We start from the raw sequence: 23,240 nt of genomic DNA on the forward strand, positions 1-23,240 counted from the left end.
CCTGTAAGATGACCCACAGCGCTGCGTCCCGTGTCCGGCTCCGGTCGGCACCACCAGAACGGGACATCCAGCCGGAACCCCGAAACCGAAAGGCGAGGGGATCCAGGAGCGTCGCGCACCGTCGAAGGTGTCGCGGGCAGCCCACCACCCACCCGCACTTCCGGGCACGGTCGGTGGGCCACTCGCGTGCTGCACGTATGTGCCCAGACCCAGGAGCGGCTGCCCGCCCCGTTCGTCAGGACGAGGAGGGTTTCCCGGGCTGCGGATTGCGACCTCCCCTAACCCTGGTGAAGCCGTATTCACATCAGAAACATGAGGTGTTTGGTTCATGGCGAACCAGTCCCGCCCCAAGGTCAAGAAGTCGCGTGCCCTCGGTATCGCGCTGACCCCGAAGGCCGTCAAGTACTTCGAGGCCCGCCCCTACCCGCCGGGTGAGCACGGCCGTGGCCGCAAGCAGAACTCGGACTACAAGGTCCGTCTGCTCGAGAAGCAGCGTCTGCGTGCGCAGTACGACGTGTCCGAGCGTCAGCTCGTCCGCGCCTACGAGCGTGCCTCCAAGGTTCAGGGCAAGACCGGTGAGGCCCTGATCATCGAGCTGGAGCGTCGTCTCGACGCGCTGGTCCTGCGTTCGGGCATCGCCCGCACGATCTACCAGGCCCGCCAGATGGTCGTTCACGGCCACATCGAGGTCAACGGTCAGAAGGTCGACAAGCCGTCCTTCCGCGTCAAGCCCGACGACGTCGTGATGGTCCGCGAGCGCAGCCGCGAGAAGACCCTGTTCCAGGTTTCCCGCGAGGGCGGCTTCGCCCCCGACGGCGAGACCCCGCGCTACCTCCAGGTGAACCTCCGCGCCCTGGCCTTCCGCCTGGACCGTGAGCCGAACCGCAAGGAGATCCCGGTGATCTGCGACGAGCAGCTCGTCGTCGAGTACTACGCCCGCTGATCCACCGGCGGACGTAGCACCACCCGCGCGTCAGCCCGTCGTCTCCCCGCCCTTCGAGGTGGGCGAGACGGCGGGCTTCCGCATGTCCGGGGGCAGCCTGCGCGGCGACGGCACCGCCCCGAGGGGCCGGGCACCGACGCGCCCCAGCGCCCGGGCGACCGCCTCCTGCTGCCCGAGCCGCGCCCCTGCCCGTACGCACTCCGCGTACCGCTCGTCGCCCAGCCGCTCCCGGGCCAGGGCCTCGCATCGCTCGTGCGGTGCGTTGTAGTAGGCAGAGCCGAACAGCGGCAGACCCACCGACGGCCACATCCGGGCCGCCGCTCCCTGGAGCACGGCGGCCTCGGCCGGATCGCCCTCCACCGCCGTGACCAGCGCGAGCAGCTCGATCGCGAGGACCGTGCCGAGCAGATCGTGGAAGGTGTGCGCGATGCCGAGGCACTCCACCAGCAGGCCCCGGGCGCGTGCCGCATCGCCCCCGGTCAGGGCCTCGTACGCCAGGACGTACAGCGCGTACGCCAGCGCCCAGCGCTCCCCGTGGTCCTCGCAGACCCGGCGGACGTCCTCGCACAGCCGCACCGCGCCCGGCAGATCGCCCTGGAACGCGAGCGCCATCGCCAGCTCGACCTGGCCCATCAGCACATTGCTGTTGAGCTCACCGATCTCGTGATAGCGGTCCAGCGCCGAGCGCAGCAAGGTTTCCGCGCGCGCCATGTTGTCGGTGACCAGCGCCAGACAGCCGGTGAGGTGCTCGGCGTACGCCACCGCGGTGGCGTTGCCGGTACGGTCCGCATCCTCGCGGCACTCCTGGAGTGCGGACAGCGCGGGCACCGTGTCGCCCTGGAGGACCGCCACATAGCCGAGCACCCACAAGGCCTTCAGCCGCGACTGATCACGATCACCGTCGAGATCCAGACTGCGTTCCAGCCAGTGCCGGCCCTCCGACAGCCGGCCGCAGCCGACCCAGTAGAACCACAGAGTGCCCGCCAGGTACCGGCCCAGATGCGCCGCGCCGGGCTCGGTCAGGCAGTGCTCCAGGGCGCGGCGCAGATTCGGCAGCTCCGTGTCGACGCGCGTGGCGACCTCGCCCTGGCGCGGTGAGAACCAGTCCAGTTCGCACCAGGTGGCCAGGCCCATGTACCAGTCCCGGTGCCGGCGGCGCAGCCGGTCCGCGTCGCCCATCGCCGCCAGCCAGTCCGCGCCGTACGCCCGGACCGTGTCCAGCATCCGGTAGCGCACGCCCGCCGCCGTCTCCTCGCGGGACAGCACCGACTGGGCGAGCAGCGCGCCGAGCACGTCGAGGACGTCGTCGGAGTGCAGCCCGTCGCCGCTGCACACGTACTCGGCGGCCTCCAGGTCGAACGGCCCGGCGAACACCGACAGGCGCGACCACAGCAGTCGCTCCTCGGGCGTGCACAGCTCATGGCTCCAGCCGATCGCCGTACGCAGCGTCTGGTGCCGGGGCAGGGCGTCGCGTGATCCGCCGGTCAGCAGCCGGAAGCGGTCCTCCAGCCGGGAGAGCAGCTGCGCGGGGGAGAGGGCGCTCAGCCGCCCCGCCGCCAGCTCGACCGCGAGCGGGATCCCGTCCAGGCGCCGGCACAGCTCCCGTACGACCGACCGGTCGCTGTCGTCCAGCGCGAAGCCGGGGACCTGGGCCGCCGCCCGGTCCGCGAACAGCTCCGCCGCCTCCGGCTCGGTCAGCGGCGACAGCGGGAACAGCCGCTCGCCCCCGATGCCCAGCGGTCTGCGCCCCACGGCCAGCACCCGCAGCCCCGGCGCGCGCCGCAGCAGTTCGCCCACCAGCGAGGCGCACACCTGCACCAGATGCTCGAACCCGTCGAGAACGAGGAGGAGTTGGCGCTCCGCGAGATGGTCGAGCAGCACCTGGCGCGGGGTTCTGGGCGTCTGATCCGTCAGGCCGAGGGCCTCGACGATCGCGTGCTCGACGACGTTCGGATCACGCACCGCGGACAGTTCCACCCGCCACGCGCCGTCCCGCGCGTGCGTCCGCGCCGCGGCATGCGCGGCCAGTCGCGACTTGCCGACACCGCCCATGCCCGTCACGGTCACCAGACGGGCCGTCTCCAGCGCCTCGGCCAGCCGCCCGAGTTCGGCCGCGCGCCCCACGAACGCGTCGAGTTCCAGAGGCAGATTGCCGGATGCCGCAGGGGCGGAGCGCTGAGAACCTCGCATGGGATACGGAGCGTACTGACCCGTATGCGGTCCGTACAATCGCTTCGCGCAACTCCGCTGTGGGGGGCCGTTAATGCGGTACGGAGCGGCGGCCCCGGCGCGATAGGCTCGGGGGACGACTTTTCGATGTTCACGCAGGTATCAGGGAGCGGGTGCAACAGTGTCCGGTGGAGAGGTGGCCGGGATTCTGGTGGCCGTCTTCTGGGCGATCCTGGTCTCCTTCCTCGCCGTCGCGCTGGCGAGGCTGGCCCAGACGCTCAGGGCGACCACCAAGCTCGTCGCGGACGTGACCGACCAGGCCGTCCCGCTCCTCGCCGACGCCTCCGCGGCGGTGCGCTCCGCACAGACGCAGATCGACCGGGTCGATGCCATCGCGTCGGACGTCCAGGAGGTCACGTCGAACGCGTCGGCGCTGTCGTCCACCGTCGCCTCCACCTTCGGCGGCCCCCTGGTCAAGGTCGCGGCGTTCGGCTACGGCGTGCGCCGGGCCATCGGAGGCCGTCGTGAGAATGTGCCCGACAAGGCGTCCCGGCGTACCGTGATCGTGGGCCGCACCGTCCCGTCCGCGCGACGGGGAAAGCGGAAGAAGGACTGACGCAGCGATGTTCCGCCGTACGTTCTGGTTCACCGCCGGCGCAGCCGCGGGCGTGTGGGCCACCACCAAGGTCAACCGCAAGCTCAAGCAGCTGACCCCCGAGAGCCTCGCGGCACAGGCCGCGAACAAGGCGATCGAGGCGGGCCACCGGCTCAAGGACTTCGCGCTCGACGTCCGCGACGGCATGGCCCAGCGGGAGGCCGAACTCGACGAGGCGCTCGGGCTGGGCGCCCGCCCCGAAGTGCCCGGCCCCCGGCGCTTCGCCGCCATCGAGAACCGCAACAACCCGAAGTACGTCGAGAGGTCGACGTACTCGTACAACCGGAATGAGGACCACTAATGGAGTCGGCCGAGATTCGCCGCCGCTGGTTGAGCTTCTTCGAGGAGCGCGGTCACACCGTCGTCCCTTCGGCGTCGCTCATCGCGGACGACCCGACTCTGCTCCTCGTCCCGGCCGGCATGGTGCCCTTCAAGCCCTACTTCCTGGGTGAGGTCAAGCCGCCGTACGCCCGCGCCACCAGCGTGCAGAAGTGCGTGCGCACACCCGACATCGAAGAGGTCGGCAAGACCACCCGGCACGGCACGTTCTTCCAGATGTGCGGCAACTTCTCCTTCGGCGACTACTTCAAGGAAGGCGCCATCACCCACGCCTGGGAGCTGCTCACCTCGCCCCAGGACAAGGGTGGTTACGGGCTTGACCCCGAGCGCCTGTGGATCACGGTCTACCTGGAGGACGACGAGGCCGAGGCCATCTGGCGCGACAAGATCGGCGTCCCGGCCGAGCGCATCCAGCGCCTGGGCAAGAAGGACAACTACTGGTCCATGGGCGTCCCCGGCCCCTGCGGCCCGTGTTCCGAGATCAACTACGACCGCGGCCCCGAGTTCGGCGTCGAGGGCGGCCCGGCCGTCAACGACGAGCGGTACGTGGAGATCTGGAACCTGGTCTTCATGCAGTACGAGCGCGGCGAGGGCACCTCGAAGGACGACTTCGAGATCCTCGGCGAGCTGCCCAGCAAGAACATCGACACCGGCCTCGGCATGGAACGCCTCGCCATGATTCTGCAGGGCGTGCAGAACATGTACGAGATCGACACCTCCATGGCCGTCATCAACAAGGCCACCGAGCTGACGGGCGTCGAGTACGGCGCCGCCCACGACTCCGACGTCTCGCTGCGCGTGGTCACCGACCACATGCGCACCTCCGTGATGCTCATCGGCGACGGCGTGACCCCGGGCAACGAGGGCCGCGGCTATGTGCTGCGCCGCATCATGCGCCGCGCCATCCGCAACATGCGGCTGCTCGGCGCCACCGGTCCGGTCGTCAAGGACCTCATCGACGTCGTGATCGAGATGATGGGCCAGCAGTACCCGGAGCTCGTCACCGACCGCCGGCGCATCGAGACCGTGGCCCTCGCCGAGGAGGCCGCCTTCCTCAAGACGCTGAAGGCCGGCACGAACATCCTCGACACGGCCATCACCGAGACCAAGGAGTCCGGCGGCAGCGTCCTCGCCGGCGACAAGGCCTTCCTGCTCCACGACACCTGGGGCTTCCCGATCGACCTCACCCTCGAAATGGCCGCCGAGCAGGGCCTTTCCGTGGACGAGGACGGCTTCCGCCGCCTGATGAAGGAGCAGCGGGACAAGGCCAAGGCCGACGCCCGGGCCAAGAAGACCGGCCACGCCGACCTCGGCGCCTACCGCCAGATCGCCGACGCCGCCGGTGAGACCGACTTCGTCGGCTACGACCGGACCGAGGGCGAGTCGACGATCGTCGGCATCCTCGTCGACGGTGTGTCGTCGCCCGCCGCCACCGAGGGCGACGAGGTCGAGATCGTCCTCGACCGCACCCCGTTCTACGCCGAGGGCGGCGGCCAGATCGGCGACACCGGGCGCATCAAGGTGGACACCGGTGCCGTCATCGAGGTCCGCGACTGCCAGAAGCCGGTCCCGGGTGTGTACGTCCACAAGGGCGTCGTCCAGGTCGGCGAGGTCACCGTCGGCGCCAAGGCCCAGGCCTCCATCGACGTCCTGCGTCGCAAGGCCATCGCCCGCGCCCACTCGGCCACGCACCTCACGCACCAGGCCCTGCGCGACGCCCTCGGCCCGACGGCCGCCCAGGCCGGTTCCGAGAACCAGCCCGGTCGCTTCCGCTTCGACTTCGGCTCCCCGTCGGCCGTGCCCACGGCCGTGATGACCGACGTCGAGCAGCAGATCAACGAGGTGCTCGCCCGCGACCTGGACGTCCAGGCCGAGATCATGAGCATCGACGAGGCCAAGAAGCAGGGCGCCATCGCCGAGTTCGGCGAGAAGTACGGCGAGCGCGTCCGCGTCGTGACGATCGGGGACTTCTCCAAGGAGCTGTGCGGCGGCACGCACGTTCACAACACCGCCCAGCTCGGCCTGGTCAAGCTGCTCGGCGAGTCGTCGATCGGCTCCGGCGTACGGCGTATCGAGGCCCTGGTCGGCGTCGACGCGTACAACTTCCTGGCCCGCGAGCACACGGTCGTCGCCCAGCTCCAGGAGCTGGTCAAGGGCCGCCCGGAGGAGCTCCCGGAGAAGGTCTCCGCCATGCTCGGCAAGCTGAAGGACGCCGAGAAGGAGATCGAGAAGTTCCGCGCGGAGAAGGTCCTGCAGGCCGCCGGCGGTCTCGCCGAGTCCGCCAAGGACGTCCGCGGGGTCGCCCTGGTCACCGGCCAGGTCCCGGACGGCACCACCGCCGACGACCTGCGCAAGCTGGTCCTCGACGTGCGCGGCCGTATCCAGGGCGGACGGGCCGCCGTGGTCGCCCTCTTCGCCGTGGCCGGCGGCAAGCCCCTCACGGTCATCGCCACCAATGAGGCCGCCCGCGAGCGCGGTCTCAAGGCCGGTGACCTGGTCCGTACGGCCGCCAAGACCCTCGGCGGCGGCGGTGGCGGCAAGCCGGACGTCGCTCAGGGCGGCGGCCAGAACCCGGCCGCCATCGGCGAGGCCATCGACGCGGTCGAGCGCCTGGTCACCGAGACGGCCAAGTAAGGCCCCGGGAACATGCGCAGAGGACGTCGTCTCGCCATCGACGTCGGGGACGCCCGCATCGGGGTCGCCTCGTGCGACCCCGACGGGATCCTCGCGACCCCGGTGGAGACGGTCCCGGGGCGTGACATCCCGGCCGCCCACCGCCGGCTCAAGCAACTCGTCGAGGAGTACGAGCCGATCGAGGTCGTCGTCGGACTCCCTCGCTCCCTCAAGGGGGGCGAGGGCCCGGCCGCGGTCAAGGTCCGCGCCTTCGCCCAGGAGCTCGCCCGGGGGATCGCCCCCGTTCCGGTGAGACTTGTGGACGAGAGGATGACCACAGTGACGGCCAGTCAGGGGCTGCGGGCCTCGGGCGTGAAGTCCAAAAAGGGCAGGTCCGTCATCGATCAGGCGGCCGCCGTCATCATTCTGCAGCAGGCTTTGGAATCCGAACGGGTGTCAGGTAAAGCTCCCGGCGAGGGCGTCGAAGTGGTCATCTGATCGCGATACGGTAACGTTCCGCGCGATGCGGTGGTGTTCGAACAGTCGCCGCACAGCAAAGAGGCGGACGGGAGGCGTGCCACAAGCGCCAGCAGCCACCGCCTCGCGGCTCTAGGGGATCGATGACTGAGTATGGCCGGGGCCCAGGCTCCGAACCGTGGCATCCGGAGGACCCGTTGTACGGGGACGTCGGATGGGGAGGGCAGGCCGCCGACGGCCAGTCCCCCTACGGCGGCCAGCCGCAGCACTATCCGCAGCAGCCGCAGCAACAGCAGCAGGCGCAGTACGGCGACTGGGCCACGGGCCCGCAGGGCGGGTACGACCAGGGTCAGCAGCAGTATCACGGCCAGGGCCAGCAGCAGTTCCCCGGTCAGGGGCACCCGCAGTACGCGGACCAGGAACAGCACCAGTACCAGGGCCAGGGCCAGGGCCAAGGTCAGGGTCAGGGGCAGGGTCACCAGCAGTATCACGACCAGGGTCAGCAGTACGGCGGCCAGGGGCAGCAGCAGTACAACGACGGCAGCTGGAACACCGGGACGCATCCGCATGTCCCGTACCCGGCCGACCCGGTCGACCCGTACGCGGGCCAGTACAACGGTGAGCAGCCCGACTACTACGGCACTCCCGACGCCTATCCGCCGCCGGAGCCGCCCGCTCGTCGGCGCGCCGAACCCGAGCCGCAGACGGACTGGGATCCCGGTCCCGACCAGGGCGAACACGCCTTCTTCGCCGGTGGCGACGATGACGACGACTTCGATGACGACGACCCGAAGGCCCGCCGCGGCGACCGCCGCGGCAAGGGCGGAAGCAAGGGCAAGAAGCGCCGCAGCGGCTGCGCCTGCCTGGTGGTCGTGCTGGTCTTCGGCGGCGGGATCGGCGGAGTCGGATATTTCGGGTACCAGTTCTACCAAAAGCGTTACGGCCCAGCGCCGGACTACGCGGGGGACGGCACCGGCCAGGTGACCGTCCAGATTCCCGAGGGCGCCAGCGGCTACGCGATCGGCAAGGCGCTGAAGGATGCCGACGTCATCAAGAGCGTCGACGCCTTCGTGTCCGCGCAGCAGAACAACCCCAACGGGCAGATGATCCAGGCGGGCGCCTATCTGCTGAGGGAACAGATGTCGGCGGCGAGTGCCGTCAAGTTGATGCTCGATCCGAAGAGCCAGGCCAACGTGGTCGTCGCCCCGGGGTGGCGAAACGCGACCGTCTATACGAAGATCGACGAAAAACTCGAACTTCCCAAGGGCACCACCGCAGGCGTCGCGAAGAAGGAATACAAGAGTCTGGGACTTCCGTCCTGGGCGAACAGCGACAGCTCTATCAAGGACCCGCTGGAAGGTTTCCTCTACCCGGCCACATATCCCGCCGCCAAGGGTATGAAGCCCGAGGACGTCCTGAAGAAAATGGTGTCCCAGGCCACGCAGAAGTACAACGCGTTGGACCTCAAGACAAAGGCCAAGGCGCTCAACCTGGACAACCCGCTGCAGCTCGTCACGGTCGCGAGCCTCGTCCAGGCCGAAGGGAAGACGCATGATGACTTCCGCAAGATGGCCGAGGTCGTCTACAACCGGCTGAAGTCCACCAACACCGAGACGAACCAGCTGCTCCAGTTCGACTCGACCTTCAACTACTTGAAGGGCCAGAGCAAGATCCACATCAGCGAGTCCGAGATCAACAGCAACAAGGACCCGTACAACACGTACACGCGAAAGGGCCTGCCTCCCGGTCCGATCGGCAACCCGGGTGATGACGCGTTGAGGGCCGCCCTCAACCCGACGGACGACGGCTGGATCTACTTCGTGGCGACGGACGGTCAGGAAAACACCGAATTCGCCAAGACGTACGCCGAATTCCAGACGCTCAAGGAAAAATTCAATGACAGCTCGGGCAACTGACGCCCGCCGAGCCGCCGTACTCGGTTCCCCGATCGCCCACTCCCTCTCCCCGGTGCTGCACCGTGCCGCGTACCGGGAGCTCGGCCTCAGTGACTGGTCGTACGACCGTTTCGAGGTCGACGAGGAGGCGCTGCCCGGGTTCTTCGGGGAACTCGGGCCGGAGTGGGCGGGGCTGTCGTTGACCATGCCGCTCAAGCGCGCGGTGATTCCGCTGCTGGACGAGATCACCGACACGGCGGCCTCGGTCGAGGCGGTCAACACGGTGGTGTTCACCGAGGACGGCCGACGCCTCGGCGACAACACGGACATCCCCGGAATGGTCGCCGCCCTGCGGGAGCGGGGGATCGAGGAGGTCGACTCCGCCGCCATCCTCGGTGCGGGCGCCACCGCGTCCTCCGCGCTGGCCGCGCTGGCGCGGGTCTGCACCGGCGAGGTCGTCGCGTACGTCCGCAGCGAGGCGCGCGCCGCCGAGATGCGGCAGTGGGGTGAGCGGCTCGACGTCGAGGTGCGGACGGCGGACTGGGCGGACGCGGAGCAGGCGTTGCGGGCGCCGCTGGTGATCGCCACGACCCCGGCGGGCACGACGGACGCGCTGGCCGGCGCCGTCCCGGAGCGGCCCGCCACGCTCTTCGACGTGCTGTACGACCCGTGGCCGACCGCTCTCGCGGCGCGCTGGTCGGCGTACGGCGGTGCCGTGGTCAGCGGTCTCGACCTGCTCGTGCACCAGGCAGTGCTCCAGGTCGAGCAGATGACGGGGCGTTCGCCCGCGCCGCTCGACGCCATGCGCAAGGCGGGCGAGCACGCGCTGGCGGCTCGCTAGCCATCACCTCGGTCCTGACGATGACGGGCGCTCTGTGGGCGCCGTTCCCTAGCCGCTTGCTGAGCTGTTCTGCGGGCGGACGGTGCCGCACGCCTATTGAACGGGGGGCTTACCTTCGGTAATGATCTCCGGACGGCCCGGCGACGGCGGCGGGCGCGTGAACGGAGCCCCCCATGACCGGACATGCCAGGCGCAGGTTTCTCACCTACCTGGTGGCCGCGCCCACCTTGGCCGTGGCGACCAGGATCGGTCTCGACGCGTACGAACCCGGCACCGCGGAGGCGGCGATACCCACGCCGCCCGCACCGGCCGATCTGGTCGACCTCGGTGATCTGCTCATCCTGGCGGGCAAGCCCACCGCGGGCATGCTCGTCCTGACTGTCGACGAGGACGGCATCGTCCACTTCCGGCTGCCGCGGGAGGAGGTCGGGCAGGGCCTGACCACCGCGGTGGCCATGTTGGTGGCGGAGGAGCTGGACACACCCCTCGACCGCATACATGTCCAACTGGAGGACGCCCGGCCCGAGTTGCTGTTCAACCAGCTGACCGGGAGCTCCAACTCCATACGGTCCCTGTACGACCCCGTACGGCACACGGCGGCCGCCGCGCGGGCCCGTATGGTGGGCGCGGCCGCAAAGCAATGGGGCCTGAGCGCAGGTGACGTGACGGTACGTCAGGGAATCGTCACCGCATCGGACGGCCACACCGCCTCCTACAGCTCCCTCTCGGCCGCGGCCGCCTCCTTCGACCTGGGCTCGCTGACCGTCACGCCCAAGAAGGAGTCGGAGCACACCCTCGTCGGCACCCCCACCTCCCGTATCGACGCCAGGGCACTCGTCACCGGCAAGCACCCGTACACACTCGACCTCGACGTCCCCGGCGCCAAGCCCTGCATGGTGCGCCGCCCGCCGACCATCAACGGCACGGTGAAGTCGGTCAACAACGAGACGGCCGTACGCGCCATGCCCGGCGTCCTCGACGTGGTCACCATCGACACCGGCGTCGCCGTGGTCGCCGAGACCTTCGGCCAGGCCCTCGACGGCAAGAACGCCCTGGACGTCACCTGGGGCGGCGGCACGGTCGACGCGCTCTCGGACGACGACATCCGCGCGAAGCTGAAGGCGGCGACGCCGTCCCTGGATCTGCTCGGGCTGCTGGTCCAGAAGGTCGACGCCGAGTTCGACTTCTCGTTCGTCAGCCACGCGCCGATGGAGACCAACTCCGCCGTGGCCGACGTACGAACCGATCGGGCCGAGATCTGGTCGGGCATGAAGTCGCCGATCATCGCCCAGGCGGCCATCGCGCAGGCCGTCGGACTGCCGGTGAGCAAGGTCAAGGTCCATGTGGTGCAGTCGGGCGGCTCCTTCGGGCGCCGGCTGTTCTACGACGCGGCGCTGGAGGCCGCCGTGGTGTCCAAGAAGAGCGGCCGCCCGGTGCGGCTGATGTGGTCGCGGATCGACGACACGCGGCACGGGCGGATGCGGCCCGCGACCCATCACAGGATCCGCGCCACCTACGCGGCAGGCCAGGTGCTCACCTTCGTCCACCAGGTCGCGGCGGTGGAGACCGACTTCCGGCACGGCCTCGGGGACGCGATCACCGCCGCCGCGGCCTCGCTGCCCACCGGCCTCGGCAACGCGACCTTCGCGCAGACCCTGTTCCTGACCACGGTGAAGTCCCCGTACAACTTCGGTGTCACGACCCAGGCGCTCACCGAGGTGCCGGTGAAGATGCACACCGGTTCCTGGCGTTCGGTGTACTCCGCCAACACACGGGGCGCCGAGGAGATCGTCGTCGACGAGCTGGCGGCGAAGCTCGGCCAGGATCCGGTCGCGTTCCGCCGCTCCTTCCTCAAGACCGACCGGCAGCGCGCCGTCCTCGACAAGGTCGCAGGCGAAGGCGACTGGGGGCGGACCCTGCCGTCCGGCTGGGCCCAGGGCATCGGCTTCCACGACGAGTACACGTCCTGCACCGCCTGTCTCGTCGAGATCGACGCCACCGATCCCCGGAAGCCGCGGGTGACCAAGGCCGTCATCGCGGCGGACGTGGGGCGGCCGATCAATCCGCGCGGACTGGAGGCACAGCTGCTCGGCGGACTCACGGACGCGATCTCCACCACGCTGCGGGCAGGACTCCACATCGACAAGGGGCTGCCGCTGGAAGGCAGCTACTCGCAGTTCCACTACGCACGCCAGAAGGACTCCCCGAAGGACGTACGGATCTTTGTCCTGCCGACGGACCACGAGCCGGGCGGCGCGGGTGAGCTGGGCGTTCCGGCGGCCGTCGGCGCCATCGCCAACGCCTACGCGCGGGCCACCGGTACCAGGCCGCGCAGCTTCCCCGTGAACTTCGACGTCGACTTCACCCCCTTCCCGCGCTAGGAGCACGAGCGCCCATGCCCTCCCACACCTTCACCGTCAACGGGCAGACCGTCACCGTCGACGCACCCGACGACCTGCCCCTGCTCTGGGCGCTGCGCGATCTGCTCGGCGTCCGCGGCCCCAAGTACGGCTGCGGCATCGACGTCTGCAAGGCCTGCACCAGCCACCTCGACGGCGAGGCCGTACGCCCCTGCGTGGTCCCGGTCGCCGAGGCCGCGGGCCGCGAGGTCACCACCATCGAGGGGCTCGCTGACGGGGACAGGCTGCACCCCGTCCAGGAGGCCTGGCTGGAGCAGGACGTGGCCCAGTGCGGCTACTGCCAGCCCGGACAGATCATGGCCGCCGTCGCCCTGCTCAAGCGCACCAAGAACCCCACCGACGCCGACATCGACGAGATCGCGAACGTCTGCCGCTGCGGCACGTACTTCCGCATCCGCGAGGCGATCAAGAGCGCGGCGGAACGGATGGCGTGAGGGCGGCGGCGCGGACGAGGTGATGCCGGGGCTCACGCGGCGTCGTACTACCTGACGAGGTCCGTCCGCCTGATGGACCTGCGACCGGATCCCGGGCCGAGACGTGGGAGGATCGGAGGTGGCGGGCCAGGGCCGCGCACCCGGTCGCGCCGTCGCCGTACGCGAGGACGCGCGTACGCAGGGCAGTACGAGGGCGCGAGCATGAGGAGCACCGTTGAGCAGGTTGCGCTGGCTGACCGCGGGGGAGTCCCACGGTCCCGCACTTGTCGCGACGCTGGAGGGCCTTCCCGCCGGCGTGCCGATCACCACGGAGATGGTGGCGGACCACCTCGCCCGGCGGCGCCTGGGCTATGGACGCGGTGCCCGGATGAAGTTCGAGCGCGACGAGGTCACCTTCCTCGGCGGCGTACGGCACGGCCTCACCCTCGGCTCGCCGGTGGCCATCATGGTCGGCAACACCGAGTGGCCCAAGTGGGAGCAGGTCATGGCGGCCGACCCGGTCGACCCGGAGATCCTCGCCGACCTCGCCCGTAACGCCCCGCTGACCCGGCCCCGGCCCGGCCACGCCGACCTCGCCGGCATGCAGAAGTACGGCTTCGACGAGGCCCGGCCGATCCTGGAGCGCGCCTCCGCCCGTGAGACCGCGGCCCGTGTGGCGCTCGGCGCGGTGGCCCGCTCGTACCTGAAGGAGACGGCCGGGATCGAGATCGTCTCGCACGTCGTCGAGCTGGCCGCGGCGAAGGCGCCCTACGGCGTCTACCCGAAGCCCTCGGACGTCGAGAAGCTCGACGCCGACCCGGTGCGCTGCCTGGACGCCGACGCGTCGAAGGCGATGGTCGCGGAGATCGACCAGGCCCACAAGGACGGCGACACCCTCGGCGGCGTGGTCGAGGTGCTCGCGTACGGCGTGCCGGTGGGCCTCGGCTCGCATGTGCACTGGGACCGGCGGCTCGACGCCCGGCTCGCGGCCGCGCTCATGGGCATCCAGGCCATCAAGGGTGTCGAGGTCGGCGACGGCTTCGAGCTCGCGCGGGTGCCGGGCTCCAAGGCGCACGACGAGATCGTCCACACCGCGGACGGCATCCGGCGCACCACCGGCCGCTCCGGCGGCACCGAGGGCGGTCTGACCACCGGTGAGCTGCTGCGCGTTCGCGCCGCGATGAAGCCGATCGCGACCGTGCCGCGCGCCCTCGCGACCATCGACGTCGCCACCGGCGAGGCCGCCAAGGCGCACCACCAGCGCTCCGACGTGTGCGCGGTCCCGGCCGCCGGAATCGTCGCCGAGGCCATGGTCGCCCTCGTCCTGGCGGACGCGGTGGCCGAGAAGTTCGGCGGCGACAGCGTCCCGGAGACCCACCGCAACGTCCAGTCGTACCTCGACAACCTGGTCGTGCGGTGACCGCTCCGCACGTCGTCCTCGTCGGCCCGATGGGGGTCGGCAAATCCACGGTGGGCGCGCTCGTCGCGGAGCGGCTCGGCTGCGCCTACCGGGACACGGACGACGACATCGTGGCCGAGCAGGGCCGCACCATCGCCGACATCTTCGTCGACGAGGGCGAACCGGTCTTCCGCGCGATCGAGAAGAGGGCCGTGCACAAGGCGCTCGCCGAGCACGACGGCGTCCTGGCGCTCGGCGGCGGCGCGATCCTCGACGAGGGCACCCGCGCGCTGCTCGCCGGGCACCGGGTCGTCTACCTCTCGATGGACGTCGAGGAGGCGGTCAAGCGCACCGGCCTCAACGCGGCCCGGCCGCTGCTCGCCGTCAACCCGCGCCGGCAGTGGCGCGACCTGATGGAGGCGCGCCGCCACCTGTACACCGAAGTCGCCCGCGCGGTGGTACCCACCGACGGCCGTACCCCCGAAGAGGTCGCCCAGGCGGTCCTTGACGCACTGGAGTTGAAGGAAGCATGAGCGAGGCAGTGACCCGTATCCAGGTCGGCGGCACCGCGGGCACCGACCCCTACGAGGTCCTGGTCGGCCGTCAACTCCTCGGTGAGCTCGGCGGGTTGATCGGCGACAAGGCCAAGCGCGTCGCGGTCGTCCACCCCGAGGCGCTCGCCGAGACCGGCGAGGCGCTCCGCGCCGACCTGGCCGGACAGGGCTACGAGGCCGTCGCCATCCAGGTGCCCAACGCGGAGGAGGCCAAGACCGTCGAGGTCGCCGCCTACTGCTGGAAGGCGCTCGGTCAGTCCGGCTTCACCCGCACCGACGTCATCGTCGGGGTCGGCGGCGGCGCCACCACCGATCTGGCCGGTTTCGTCGCGGCGACCTGGCTGCGCGGGGTGCGCTGGATCGCCGTCCCCACCACCGTGCTCGCCATGGTGGATGCGGCGGTCGGCGGCAAGACCGGGATCAACACCGCCGAGGGCAAGAACCTGGTGGGCTCCTTCCATCCGCCCGCCGGCGTCCTGTGCGACCTGGTCGCGCTCGACTCGCTGCCGGTCAACGACTTCGTCTCCGGGCTCGCGGAGATCATCAAGGCCGGATTCATCGCCGACCCGGTGATCCTGGAGCTGATCGAGGAGGACCCGCAGGCAGCCCGCACCCCGGCCGGCCCGCACACCGCCGAGCTCATCGAGCGCTCCATCAAGGTCAAGGCCGAGGTCGTCTCCGGCGACCTCAAGGAGTCGGGGCTGCGCGAGATCCTCAACTACGGGCACACCCTCGCGCACGCCATCGAGAAGAACGAGCGCTACAAGTGGCGGCACGGCGCGGCCGTCTCCGTCGGCATGCACTTCGCCGCCGAACTCGGCCGTCTGGCGGGCCGGTTGGACGACGCGACCGCCGACCGCCACCGCACGATCCTCGAATCCGTGGGTCTCCCGCTGAGCTACCGCTACGACCAGTGGCCCAAGCTCCTGGAGAACATGAAGGTCGACAAGAAGTCCCGCGGCGACCTGCTGCGCTTCATCGTTCTCGACGGGCTCGCCAAGCCGACGGTCCTGGAGGGCCCGGACCCGGCCGTGCTCCTCGCCGCGTACGGCGAAGTCGGGGAGTGACGGCCCCCGGCGTGCTGGGCGGGTAACACCCAACGGGCCCATACTTGACCCGTTTTGCCTCTCACTCACGGGCACTTCGCTCGTTCCCCGGCCGTTCACACAACGGCGGCCGGGGAAGGTACCGTTCGGTAGCGAGCGGGACCCAGGCCCTGCTCGCCAGCGCCAGTTGCCTGCCGCGAGTGAGCTGAAGGGACGCGTCGGTGCCGAGAGGCCGAGCGCGCGGAGGCCCGAAGGGCTGAGCACGGTCGGGCTCGCGACACCGGCTGAGGCGTCCCGGAGGCGAATGAGCCAGAAGACACGAGATGGAGTGGCACCGGATGCAGCACGCAGTGGGGGCTCCGCTGCCGCCGCCCCACCAGCCGGGGCACGGACCGGCCGCCGACTGGTCACCGGCCGGACAGCACCCGGGACACCCGGGTCCCGCACCCGCTCCCGGTTTCACCGGAGCGCCCGTGCCTCCCGGGGTCCCTCCCACGCAGGTCCCGCATCACGCGCCCCAGCACCACGCTCCGCAGCAGCCTCCGCATCATGCCCCCGCGCAGCCCGCGCACCACGCCCCCGTCCCGCCCACACCGGATACGACCGGGCATGTGCAGCTGCCCCCGGGCGGCCCCGTGGCCATGCCGTCGCCGCCGCCCGCCGCGGGCGCGACCGACCCCACGGCCACCACGCTCGCGGTGCTGCTCATCGGCCCCGCCGGAGCCGGAAAGACCAGCGTCGCCAAGTACTGGGCGGACCACCGCCGGGTCCCCACCGCCCACATCAGCCTCGACGACGTACGCGAATGGGTGCGCTCGGGCTTCGCGGACCCGCAGTCGGGGTGGAACGACCATTCGGAGGCGCAGTATCGTCTCGCCCGCCGCACCTGCGGCTTCGCCGCACGGAACTTCCTGGCCAACGGCATCTCCTGCATCCTCGACGACGCCGTCTTCCCGGACCGCCCGGTCGTCGGCCTCGGCGGCTGGAAGCGCCATGTCGGCCCCGGCCTGCTGCCGGTCGTCCTCCTCCCCGGCCTGGAGATAGTCCTGGAGCGCAACGCCGAGCGCTCCGGAAACCGCCGCCTCACCGACGAGGAAGTCGCCCGCATCCACGGCCGGATGGCCGGCTGGTACGGCTCGGGGCTGCCCATCATCGACAACTCACAGCTCGACGTACCGGCCACGGCCCGCGTCCTCGACGACGTGCTGGCCAGGTCGATCGCGAGCCCGCCGCAGTGGTGACCCCTGCCGCAGCCGTGCACCTTCAGTACGTCCCCCGCTCCGCCTGTACGGCCCCTCGCCCACACGTCCGGCCCCTCTGAACCGGCGACATCCGGCCACCGCTCGTACGCTCGGTTCATGTCAGAGGTGTACGCAGCCCGCAGAGAGCGGCTCCGGGAGCGCTGTACGGCGGCCGGCAGCGCGACGGCGCTCGTCACCCGCCCGGCCAACGTGAGGTATCTCGCCGGCGCGGCCCCGCGCCACGCCGTGCTCCTGCTCGGCAGGGGCGAGGATCTCCTGCTGTGCGTCGGCCCGCCGAGCGGCGAGGCCGACGAAGGGCGCCCCGACGACGCGCTGCGCGTGCAGGTGCTGCCGCGCGCCGGCGGTGATCCGGCCGTCGCCGCCGCCGATGTCGCCGCCGGCCAGGGCGCCGAGTCCCTCGCGGTCGAGGAGCACCACCTGACCGTGGCCCGGCACCGCGCCATCGGTTCGGTGGCCCCACGGCTGCGCCTCGCCGACCTGGGCGGTGCGGTGGAACAGCTGCGGGTGATCAAGGACGAGGAGGAGATCTCCTGTCTGCGGATCGGCGCCGAGATCGCCGACCAGGCCCTGGGCGAGCTCCTCGAATCCATCCTGGTCGGCCGTACGGAACGCCATCTCGCCCTGGAGCTGGAGCGCCGCCTCGTCGACCACGGCGCCGACGGCCCGGCCTTCGTGACCTCGGTCGGCACCGGCCCGAACTCGGGGCGGCGCGGCCACCGGCCCACCGACCGGCGCGTCGAGGAGGGCGACTTCCTCTCCGTCTGCCTGGGCGCGACCTACCGCGGCTACCGCTGCGAGATCGGCCGTACCTTCGTGATCGGCACTTCGCCCGCCGACTGGCAGATCGAGCTGTACGACCTGGTCTTCGCCGCCCAGCGTGCCGGACGGGAGGCGCTGGCACCCGGCGCCGCCTACCGTGACGTGGACCGCGCGGCCCGCCAGGTGCTGGACTCCGCGGGATATGCGGAAGGTCTTCCACCGCTGACCGGGCACGGTGTGGGGCTCGAAATCGACGAGGACCCGCAGCTGGCCCCCGCGACCATGGGTAAACTGGACGCTTGTGTGCCGGTCACCGTCGAACCGGGGGTCCACCTCCCGGGCCGGGGCGGTGTCCGGATCGATGACACGCTCGTCGTACGCCCTGAGGCGGACGGCGGACCCGAGCTACTCACCATCACGACCAAGGAGCTGCTCGCGCTCTAGCTTTCTCGAGCTACGCGCGTGCGCCGGGGTCGTCCACGTCAGTCCAGGAGATTCCGCAACCGTGGCTTCCACGAACGACCTCAAGAACGGCCTGGTGCTCAAGCTCGAAGGCGGCCAGCTCTGGTCCGTCGTCGAGTTCCAGCACGTCAAGCCCGGCAAGGGCCCTGCCTTCGTGCGCACCAAGCTCAAGAACGTGCTCTCCGGCAAGGTCGTCGACAAGACGTTCAACGCCGGTGTCAAGGTCGAGACGGCCACTGTCGACAAGCGCGACATGCAGTTCTCGTACATGGACGGCGAGTACTTCGTCTTCATGGACATGGAGACCTACGACCAGCTGATGGTCGACCGCAAGGCCGTCGGCGACGCCGCCAACTTCCTGATCGAGGGCTTCACCGCCACGGTCGCGCAGCACGAGGGCGAGGTGCTCTTCGTCGAGCTGCCGGCCGCCGTCGAGCTGGTCGTCCAGGAGACCGAGCCCGGCGTCCAGGGCGACCGCTCCACCGGTGGCACCAAGCCCGCCATCCTGGAGACCGGTCACCAGATCAACGTCCCGCTCTTCATCACCACCGGTGAGAAGATCAAGGTCGACACCCGCACCAGCGACTACCTCGGCCGGGTGAACAGCTAACCGTGGCTGCCCGCAACACGGCCCGCAAGCGCGCCTTCCAGATCCTCTTCGAGGGCGACCAGCGCGGCGCGGACGTCCTGACAGTCCTCGCGGACTGGATCCGGCACTCCCGGACCGACACCCGGCAGCCGCCGGTGAGCGAGTACACGATGCAGCTGGTCGAGGGCTACGCCAAGAAGGCGCCCCGGATCGACGAGCTGCTCGCGCAGTACGCCGTCGGCTGGACGCTGGACAGGATGCCGGTCGTCGACCGCAACATCCTGCGCCTCGGCGCCTACGAGCTGATCTGGGTCGACGAGGTCCCGGACGCCGTGGTGCTCGACGAGGCGGTGCAGCTGGCGAAGGAGTTCTCCACGGACGAGTCGCCCTCGTTCGTGAACGGCCTGCTGGGCCGGCTGAAGGACCTGAAGCCGTCGCTCCGCCGGGACGAGGCCTAGTCGTACGACGCCCGAAGACGACGTACGAGAACGCCGGAGGGCCCGCAGCACGTCCGCTGCGGGCCCTCCGGCGTTCCCGTACCCAGGAGGCTCCCGAGGCCCGCAGAAAGCCGCCGGGGTGGCCGGAACCACTCGGTTCCGGCCACCCCGGCGGCACGTTTCTGCTCAGCTGTCCTAAGGGATCAGCCCTCGTCGTGGGAGACGGCGCGGCGCGCGTCCGCGTCCAGGACGCCCCAGCTGATCAGCTGCTCGGTGAGGACCGAGGGCGACTGGTCGTAGATGACGGCGAGGGTGCGCAGGTCGTCCTGGCGGATCGACAGCACCTTGCCGTTGTAGTCACCGCGCTGCGACTGGATCGTCGCCGCGTAACGCTGGAGGGGACCCGCCTTCTCGGCCGGCACGTGGGCCAGCCGCTCCAGGTCCAGGACCAGCTTCGGCGGCGGCTCGGCGGCCCCGCCCGGCGTGGTGCCCGGCAGCAGCTCCTGTACCGGAACCCCGTAGAAGTCCGCCAGCTCCGCGAGGCGCTGTACGGTGACGGCGCGGTCGCCGCGCTCGTACGAACCGACCACGACCGCCTTCCAGCGTCCCTGGGACTTCTCCTCGACGCCGTGGAGGGAAAGGCCCTGCTGGGTGCGGATGGCCCGGAGCTTGGCCCCGAGCTGTTTGGCGTATTCGCTGGACATATAGCTCCCCGGACGCTGTATCAACGTGCGGCTCCGCCGCGCGGCTGGTGACTCTGGTGACTCACTGTGAGGTTACGCAGCGTTACTCTTCCCCGTCAAGCCGAATGGTCCTGACCGACCCTTCCGTGGGAGTCACCGGCGGTGGCTCAAAGGGATGTGATCAGGCGCGTTGCCGGGCTGGTACCGTGGATGGCGCAATTCCGACGTCCTTTAATGATCCGTCCCGTGAGGCGGAGAAGGAGGTCCGTTTCGTATGGACACAGAGCAGGACAAGCAGCAGTACGAAGCCGATGCGCGGCCCGTTCTGGAGGCCCCCGACATCGCGCGGGTGCTGACCCGCATCGCCCACGAGATCGTCGAGCGTGCCAAGGGCGCGGACGACGTGGTGCTCCTCGGCATTCCGACCCGGGGCGTCTTCCTGGCCCGCAGACTGGCCGACAAGCTCGAAGAGATCACCGACCGCAAGATCCCGGTCGGCTCCCTCGACATCACCATGTACCGCGATGACCTGCGCATGCACCCGCCGCGTGCGCTGGCCCGCACCGAGATTCCCGGTGACGGCATCGACGGCCGCCTGGTCGTCCTCATCGACGACGTGCTCTTCTCCGGCCGCACCATCCGCGCGGCGCTCGACGCGCTGAACGACATGGGCCGCCCGCGCGCCGTGCAGCTCGCGGTCCTCGTCGACCGCGGCCACCGCGAACTGCCCATCCGCGCCGACTACGTCGGCAAGAACCTCCCCACGTCGTTGCGGGAGACGGTCAAGGTCCAGCTCGCCGAGGAGGACGGTCGCGACACCGTGCTGCTCGGCGCGAAGCGGACCTCTCCGGGCGCGCAGCAGTAGCACGCCTGCGTACGTCACTGTCGTACGCCCTCCGCGCGCCCGCGCGCCCGAAATCTCCCCACCTGAACTGCCTTACGGAGCCTGACAGATGCAGCGTCATCTCATCTCGGCCGCCGACCTCACCCGCGACGACGCCGTCCTGATCCTCGACACCGCCGAGGAGATGGCCCGGGTCGCCGACCGGCCGATCAAGAAGCTGCCGACCCTGCGCGGCCGCACCGTGGTCAACCTCTTCTTCGAGGACTCGACCCGTACCCGGATCTCCTTCGAGGCCGCCGAGAAGCGCCTCTCCGCGGACGTCATCAACTTCACCGCCAAGGGATCGAGCGTCTCCAAGGGCGAGTCCCTCAAGGACACCGCCCAGACCCTCGAAGCCATGGGCGTCGACGCCGTCGTCATCCGGCACGGCGCCTCCGGAGCCCCGTACCGGCTCGCCACCTCCGGCTGGATCGACGCGGCCGTCATCAACGCCGGCGACGGCACCCACCAGCACCCCACGCAGGCCCTGCTCGACGCCTTCACCATGCGCCGCCGCCTGGTCGGCCGGGACGCCGGGATCGGCCAGGACCTGTCCGGCAAGCGCATCACGATCGTCGGCGACGTCCTGCACAGCCGGGTCGCCCGCTCCAACGTCGACCTGCTGCACACCCTCGGCGCCGAGGTCACCCTCGTCGCTCCGCCGACCCTGGTGCCGGTCGGCGTCGGGTCCTGGCCCTGCGAGATCTCGTACGACCTCGACAGCACGCTCTCCAAGTCCGACGCGGTGATGATGCTGCGCGTGCAGCGCGAGCGGATGAACGCGGCGTTCTTCCCGACCGAGCGCGAGTACTCGCGGCGCTACGGCCTCGACGGCGACCGCATGGCGAAGATGCCCGAGCACGCCATCGTGATGCACCCCGGCCCGATGGTCCGCGGCATGGAGATCACCGCCGAGGTCGCCGACTCCGAGCGCTGCACCGTCGTCGAGCAGGTGGCGAATGGTGTCTCCATTCGCATGGCGGTCCTCTACCTGCTTCTCGGCGGCAACGAGCCCGCCGTCACCCACACCCGACCGCCCGTCTCCCACCACCAGCCTTCCAACGAGCGCTCCGCGCACACCGTTTCCGCGGACGAGGAGAAGTAAGAACATGAGCAAGATCCTGATCCGTGGTGCGAAGGTGCTCGGGGGCGAGCCGCAGGACGTCCTGATCGACGGTCAGACGATCGCCCAGGTCGGTGTCGGCCTCAGCGCGGAGGGCGCCGAGGTCGTCGAGGCCGAGGGCAAGGTGCTCCTGCCGGGGCTCGTCGACCTGCACACCCATCTGCGCGAGCCCGGCCGTGAGGACTCCGAGACCGTGCTGACCGGTACGCGGGCGGCGGCCAGTGGTGGCTACACGGCCGTGTTCGCCATGGCCAACACCTTCCCGGTCGCCGACACCGCCGGTGTGGTCGAGCAGGTCTACCGGCTCGGCCAGGAGCACGGCTACTGCGACGTGCAGCCCATCGGCGCCGTCACGGTCGGCCTGGAGGGCAAGAAGCTCGCCGAGCTGGGTGCGATGCACGAGTCCGCCGCCGGGGTGACCGTCTTCTCCGACGACGGCAAGTGTGTCGACGACGCGGTGATCATGCGCCGGGCCCTGGAGTACGTGAAGGCCTTCGGCGGCGTGGTCGCGCAGCACGCGCAGGAGCCCCGCCTCACCGAGGGCGCCCAGATGAACGAGGGTGTCGTCTCCGCCGAGCTGGGGCTCGGGGGATGGCCGGCGGTGGCCGAGGAATCGATCATCGCCCGGGATGTCCTGCTCGCCGAGCACGTCGGCTCGCGGGTGCACATCTGCCACCTGTCGACCGCCGGTTCGGTCGAGATCGTGCGCTGGGCCAAGTCCCGCGGCATCGACGTCACCGCCGAGGTCACCCCGCACCACCTGCTCCTCACCGACGAGCTGGTGCGCACGTACAACCCGGTCTACAAGGTCAACCCGCCGCTGCGCACCGAGCGTGACGTCATGGCGCTGCGCGAGGCGCTCGCCGACGGCACCATCGACATCGTCGCCACCGACCACGCCCCGCACCCGCACGAGGACAAGGACTGCGAGTGGGCCGCGGCCGCCATGGGCATGGTGGGGCTCGAGACCGCGCTGTCCGTCGTGCAGCAGACGATGGTCGAAACCGGGCTGCTGGACTGGGCCGGTGTCGCGGACCGTATGTCCGTCAAGCCCGCGCGGATCGGGCAGGCGAAGGGCCACGGCCGTCCCGTCTCGGCAGGTGAGCCCGCCAACCTCACCCTGGTCGACACGGCATACCGTGGGGCCGTGGACCCCGCGGGCTTCGCCTCGCGCAGCCGCAACACCCCCTACGAGGGCCGTGAGCTGCCGGGCCGGGTCACGCACACCTGGCTGCGGGGCAAGGCCACCCTCGTCGACGGGAAGCTCGCGTGACACCT

21 protein-coding genes are annotated in these 23,240 nt (G+C 70.4%); 19 read left to right on the top strand and 2 right to left on the bottom strand.

Going from position 1 to position 23,240, the window contains the following annotated elements; genetic code table 11:
* The first annotated feature begins 328 nt into the window (after positions 1-328).
* Complete coding sequence (gene rpsD / locus ACFY0T_RS14445) at positions 329-943, top strand: 30S ribosomal protein S4 (protein WP_369245232.1); 615 nt, start codon at positions 329-331, stop codon at positions 941-943.
* A gap of 30 nt (positions 944-973) precedes the next feature.
* Here rpsD and ACFY0T_RS14450 read toward each other — a convergent pair whose 3' ends face one another.
* On the bottom strand, positions 974-3,133 hold the full coding sequence (locus ACFY0T_RS14450) for an ATP-binding protein (protein WP_388869043.1): 2,160 nt from the start codon (positions 3,131-3,133) through the stop codon (positions 974-976).
* 160 nt (positions 3,134-3,293) lie between these two features.
* Here ACFY0T_RS14450 and ACFY0T_RS14455 point away from each other — a divergent pair, with 160 nt between their 5' ends.
* The 15 genes from ACFY0T_RS14455 to nusB all read left to right on the top strand — a co-directional run bounded on the left by ACFY0T_RS14455 (position 3,294) and on the right by nusB (position 19,294).
* Complete coding sequence (locus ACFY0T_RS14455; RefSeq protein WP_388869046.1) at positions 3,294-3,728, top strand: DUF948 domain-containing protein; 435 nt, start codon at positions 3,294-3,296, stop codon at positions 3,726-3,728.
* Between the two features lie 7 nt (positions 3,729-3,735).
* Positions 3,736-4,068 (top strand): DUF6167 family protein, encoded by a 333-nt coding sequence (locus ACFY0T_RS14460; protein ID WP_388869049.1) that lies wholly within the window; start codon positions 3,736-3,738, stop codon positions 4,066-4,068.
* The gene (alaS, locus tag ACFY0T_RS14465; protein ID WP_388869052.1) at positions 4,068-6,740 is read left to right on the top strand and encodes an alanine--tRNA ligase; all 2,673 of its coding nucleotides are present in this window, start codon (positions 4,068-4,070) and stop codon (positions 6,738-6,740) included. The genes ACFY0T_RS14460 and alaS overlap by 1 nt, the downstream gene beginning before the upstream one ends.
* 12 nt (positions 6,741-6,752) lie before the next feature.
* Positions 6,753-7,217, top strand: coding sequence for a Holliday junction resolvase RuvX (gene ruvX / locus ACFY0T_RS14470; RefSeq protein WP_388869055.1), 465 nt, complete (start codon positions 6,753-6,755; stop codon positions 7,215-7,217).
* A gap of 122 nt (positions 7,218-7,339) precedes the next feature.
* Positions 7,340-9,112 carry an endolytic transglycosylase MltG gene (mltG, locus tag ACFY0T_RS14475; protein ID WP_388869058.1) on the top strand — a complete coding sequence of 591 codons (1,773 nt, stop codon included), beginning with the start codon at positions 7,340-7,342 and terminating at the stop codon, positions 9,110-9,112.
* Complete coding sequence (locus tag ACFY0T_RS14480; protein WP_388869061.1) at positions 9,093-9,932, top strand: shikimate dehydrogenase; 840 nt, start codon at positions 9,093-9,095, stop codon at positions 9,930-9,932. The genes mltG and ACFY0T_RS14480 overlap by 20 nt, the downstream gene beginning before the upstream one ends.
* A 173-nt stretch (positions 9,933-10,105) precedes the next feature.
* On the top strand, positions 10,106-12,313 hold the full coding sequence (locus ACFY0T_RS14485; RefSeq protein WP_388869064.1) for a molybdopterin cofactor-binding domain-containing protein: 2,208 nt from the start codon (positions 10,106-10,108) through the stop codon (positions 12,311-12,313).
* Positions 12,314-12,327: 14 nt separating this feature from the next.
* Positions 12,328-12,786, top strand: coding sequence for a (2Fe-2S)-binding protein (locus ACFY0T_RS14490; protein ID WP_388869067.1), 459 nt, complete (start codon positions 12,328-12,330; stop codon positions 12,784-12,786).
* A gap of 214 nt (positions 12,787-13,000) precedes the next feature.
* Positions 13,001-14,185 carry a chorismate synthase gene (aroC, locus tag ACFY0T_RS14495; RefSeq protein WP_388869070.1) on the top strand — a complete coding sequence of 395 codons (1,185 nt, stop codon included), beginning with the start codon at positions 13,001-13,003 and terminating at the stop codon, positions 14,183-14,185.
* Between the two features lie 29 nt (positions 14,186-14,214).
* Positions 14,215-14,697 carry a shikimate kinase gene (locus ACFY0T_RS14500; protein ID WP_388869407.1) on the top strand — a complete coding sequence of 161 codons (483 nt, stop codon included), beginning with the start codon at positions 14,215-14,217 and terminating at the stop codon, positions 14,695-14,697.
* The gene (gene aroB / locus ACFY0T_RS14505) at positions 14,694-15,785 is read left to right on the top strand and encodes a 3-dehydroquinate synthase (RefSeq protein WP_388869073.1); all 1,092 of its coding nucleotides are present in this window, start codon (positions 14,694-14,696) and stop codon (positions 15,783-15,785) included. The genes ACFY0T_RS14500 and aroB overlap by 4 nt, the downstream gene beginning before the upstream one ends.
* 317 nt (positions 15,786-16,102) lie before the next feature.
* Positions 16,103-17,005, top strand: coding sequence for a Pro-rich N-terminal domain-containing protein (locus tag ACFY0T_RS14510; protein WP_388869076.1), 903 nt, complete (start codon positions 16,103-16,105; stop codon positions 17,003-17,005).
* Between the two features lie 117 nt (positions 17,006-17,122).
* Entirely contained in the window at positions 17,123-18,229 is a 1,107-nt protein-coding gene (locus tag ACFY0T_RS14515; RefSeq protein ID WP_388869079.1) for an aminopeptidase P family protein, read from the top strand.
* A 61-nt stretch (positions 18,230-18,290) separates the two neighbouring features.
* Positions 18,291-18,857, top strand: coding sequence for an elongation factor P (gene efp, locus ACFY0T_RS14520; protein WP_369245219.1), 567 nt, complete (start codon positions 18,291-18,293; stop codon positions 18,855-18,857).
* A 2-nt stretch (positions 18,858-18,859) separates the two neighbouring features.
* The gene (gene nusB, locus ACFY0T_RS14525) at positions 18,860-19,294 is read left to right on the top strand and encodes a transcription antitermination factor NusB (RefSeq protein ID WP_388869083.1); all 435 of its coding nucleotides are present in this window, start codon (positions 18,860-18,862) and stop codon (positions 19,292-19,294) included.
* 182 nt (positions 19,295-19,476) lie between these two features.
* Here nusB and bldD read toward each other — a convergent pair whose 3' ends face one another.
* Positions 19,477-19,977 (bottom strand): transcriptional regulator BldD, encoded by a 501-nt coding sequence (gene bldD / locus ACFY0T_RS14530; RefSeq protein ID WP_067366005.1) that lies wholly within the window; start codon positions 19,975-19,977, stop codon positions 19,477-19,479.
* 253 nt (positions 19,978-20,230) lie between these two features.
* Between bldD and pyrR the strand changes: the two genes are divergently transcribed.
* The 3 genes from pyrR (at position 20,231) to ACFY0T_RS14545 (ending at position 23,235) form a co-directional block, all read left to right on the top strand.
* Positions 20,231-20,821 carry a bifunctional pyr operon transcriptional regulator/uracil phosphoribosyltransferase PyrR gene (gene pyrR / locus ACFY0T_RS14535; RefSeq protein WP_388869085.1) on the top strand — a complete coding sequence of 197 codons (591 nt, stop codon included), beginning with the start codon at positions 20,231-20,233 and terminating at the stop codon, positions 20,819-20,821.
* Between the two features lie 88 nt (positions 20,822-20,909).
* Positions 20,910-21,944 (top strand): aspartate carbamoyltransferase catalytic subunit, encoded by a 1,035-nt coding sequence (locus ACFY0T_RS14540; protein WP_388869088.1) that lies wholly within the window; start codon positions 20,910-20,912, stop codon positions 21,942-21,944.
* A 4-nt stretch (positions 21,945-21,948) separates the two neighbouring features.
* Positions 21,949-23,235 carry a dihydroorotase gene (locus ACFY0T_RS14545; protein WP_388869090.1) on the top strand — a complete coding sequence of 429 codons (1,287 nt, stop codon included), beginning with the start codon at positions 21,949-21,951 and terminating at the stop codon, positions 23,233-23,235.
* Positions 23,236-23,240 lie beyond the last annotated feature (5 nt).

It is taken from the genome of Streptomyces sp. NPDC001530, assembly GCF_042894545.1.
In the GTDB taxonomy this organism is placed as follows: Bacteria; Actinomycetota; Actinomycetes; order Streptomycetales; family Streptomycetaceae; genus Streptomyces.

Coding starts and splice junctions, on each gene's coding strand:
- rpsD (WP_369245232.1), top strand. CDS start 329: ATGGCGAACCAGTCCCGCCCCAAGGTCAAGAAGTCGCGTGCCCTCGGT.
- ACFY0T_RS14450 (WP_388869043.1), bottom strand. CDS start 3,133: ATGCGAGGTTCTCAGCGCTCCGCCCCTGCGGCATCCGGCAATCTGCCT.
- ACFY0T_RS14460 (WP_388869049.1), top strand. CDS start 3,736: ATGTTCCGCCGTACGTTCTGGTTCACCGCCGGCGCAGCCGCGGGCGTG.
- alaS (WP_388869052.1), top strand. CDS start 4,068: ATGGAGTCGGCCGAGATTCGCCGCCGCTGGTTGAGCTTCTTCGAGGAG.
- ruvX (WP_388869055.1), top strand. CDS start 6,753: ATGCGCAGAGGACGTCGTCTCGCCATCGACGTCGGGGACGCCCGCATC.
- mltG (WP_388869058.1), top strand. CDS start 7,340: ATGACTGAGTATGGCCGGGGCCCAGGCTCCGAACCGTGGCATCCGGAG.
- ACFY0T_RS14480 (WP_388869061.1), top strand. CDS start 9,093: ATGACAGCTCGGGCAACTGACGCCCGCCGAGCCGCCGTACTCGGTTCC.
- ACFY0T_RS14485 (WP_388869064.1), top strand. CDS start 10,106: ATGACCGGACATGCCAGGCGCAGGTTTCTCACCTACCTGGTGGCCGCG.
- ACFY0T_RS14490 (WP_388869067.1), top strand. CDS start 12,328: ATGCCCTCCCACACCTTCACCGTCAACGGGCAGACCGTCACCGTCGAC.
- ACFY0T_RS14500 (WP_388869407.1), top strand. CDS start 14,215: ATGGGGGTCGGCAAATCCACGGTGGGCGCGCTCGTCGCGGAGCGGCTC.
- aroB (WP_388869073.1), top strand. CDS start 14,694: ATGAGCGAGGCAGTGACCCGTATCCAGGTCGGCGGCACCGCGGGCACC.
- ACFY0T_RS14510 (WP_388869076.1), top strand. CDS start 16,103: ATGCAGCACGCAGTGGGGGCTCCGCTGCCGCCGCCCCACCAGCCGGGG.
- ACFY0T_RS14515 (WP_388869079.1), top strand. CDS start 17,123: ATGTCAGAGGTGTACGCAGCCCGCAGAGAGCGGCTCCGGGAGCGCTGT.
- bldD (WP_067366005.1), bottom strand. CDS start 19,977: ATGTCCAGCGAATACGCCAAACAGCTCGGGGCCAAGCTCCGGGCCATC.
- pyrR (WP_388869085.1), top strand. CDS start 20,231: ATGGACACAGAGCAGGACAAGCAGCAGTACGAAGCCGATGCGCGGCCC.
- ACFY0T_RS14540 (WP_388869088.1), top strand. CDS start 20,910: ATGCAGCGTCATCTCATCTCGGCCGCCGACCTCACCCGCGACGACGCC.
- ACFY0T_RS14545 (WP_388869090.1), top strand. CDS start 21,949: ATGAGCAAGATCCTGATCCGTGGTGCGAAGGTGCTCGGGGGCGAGCCG.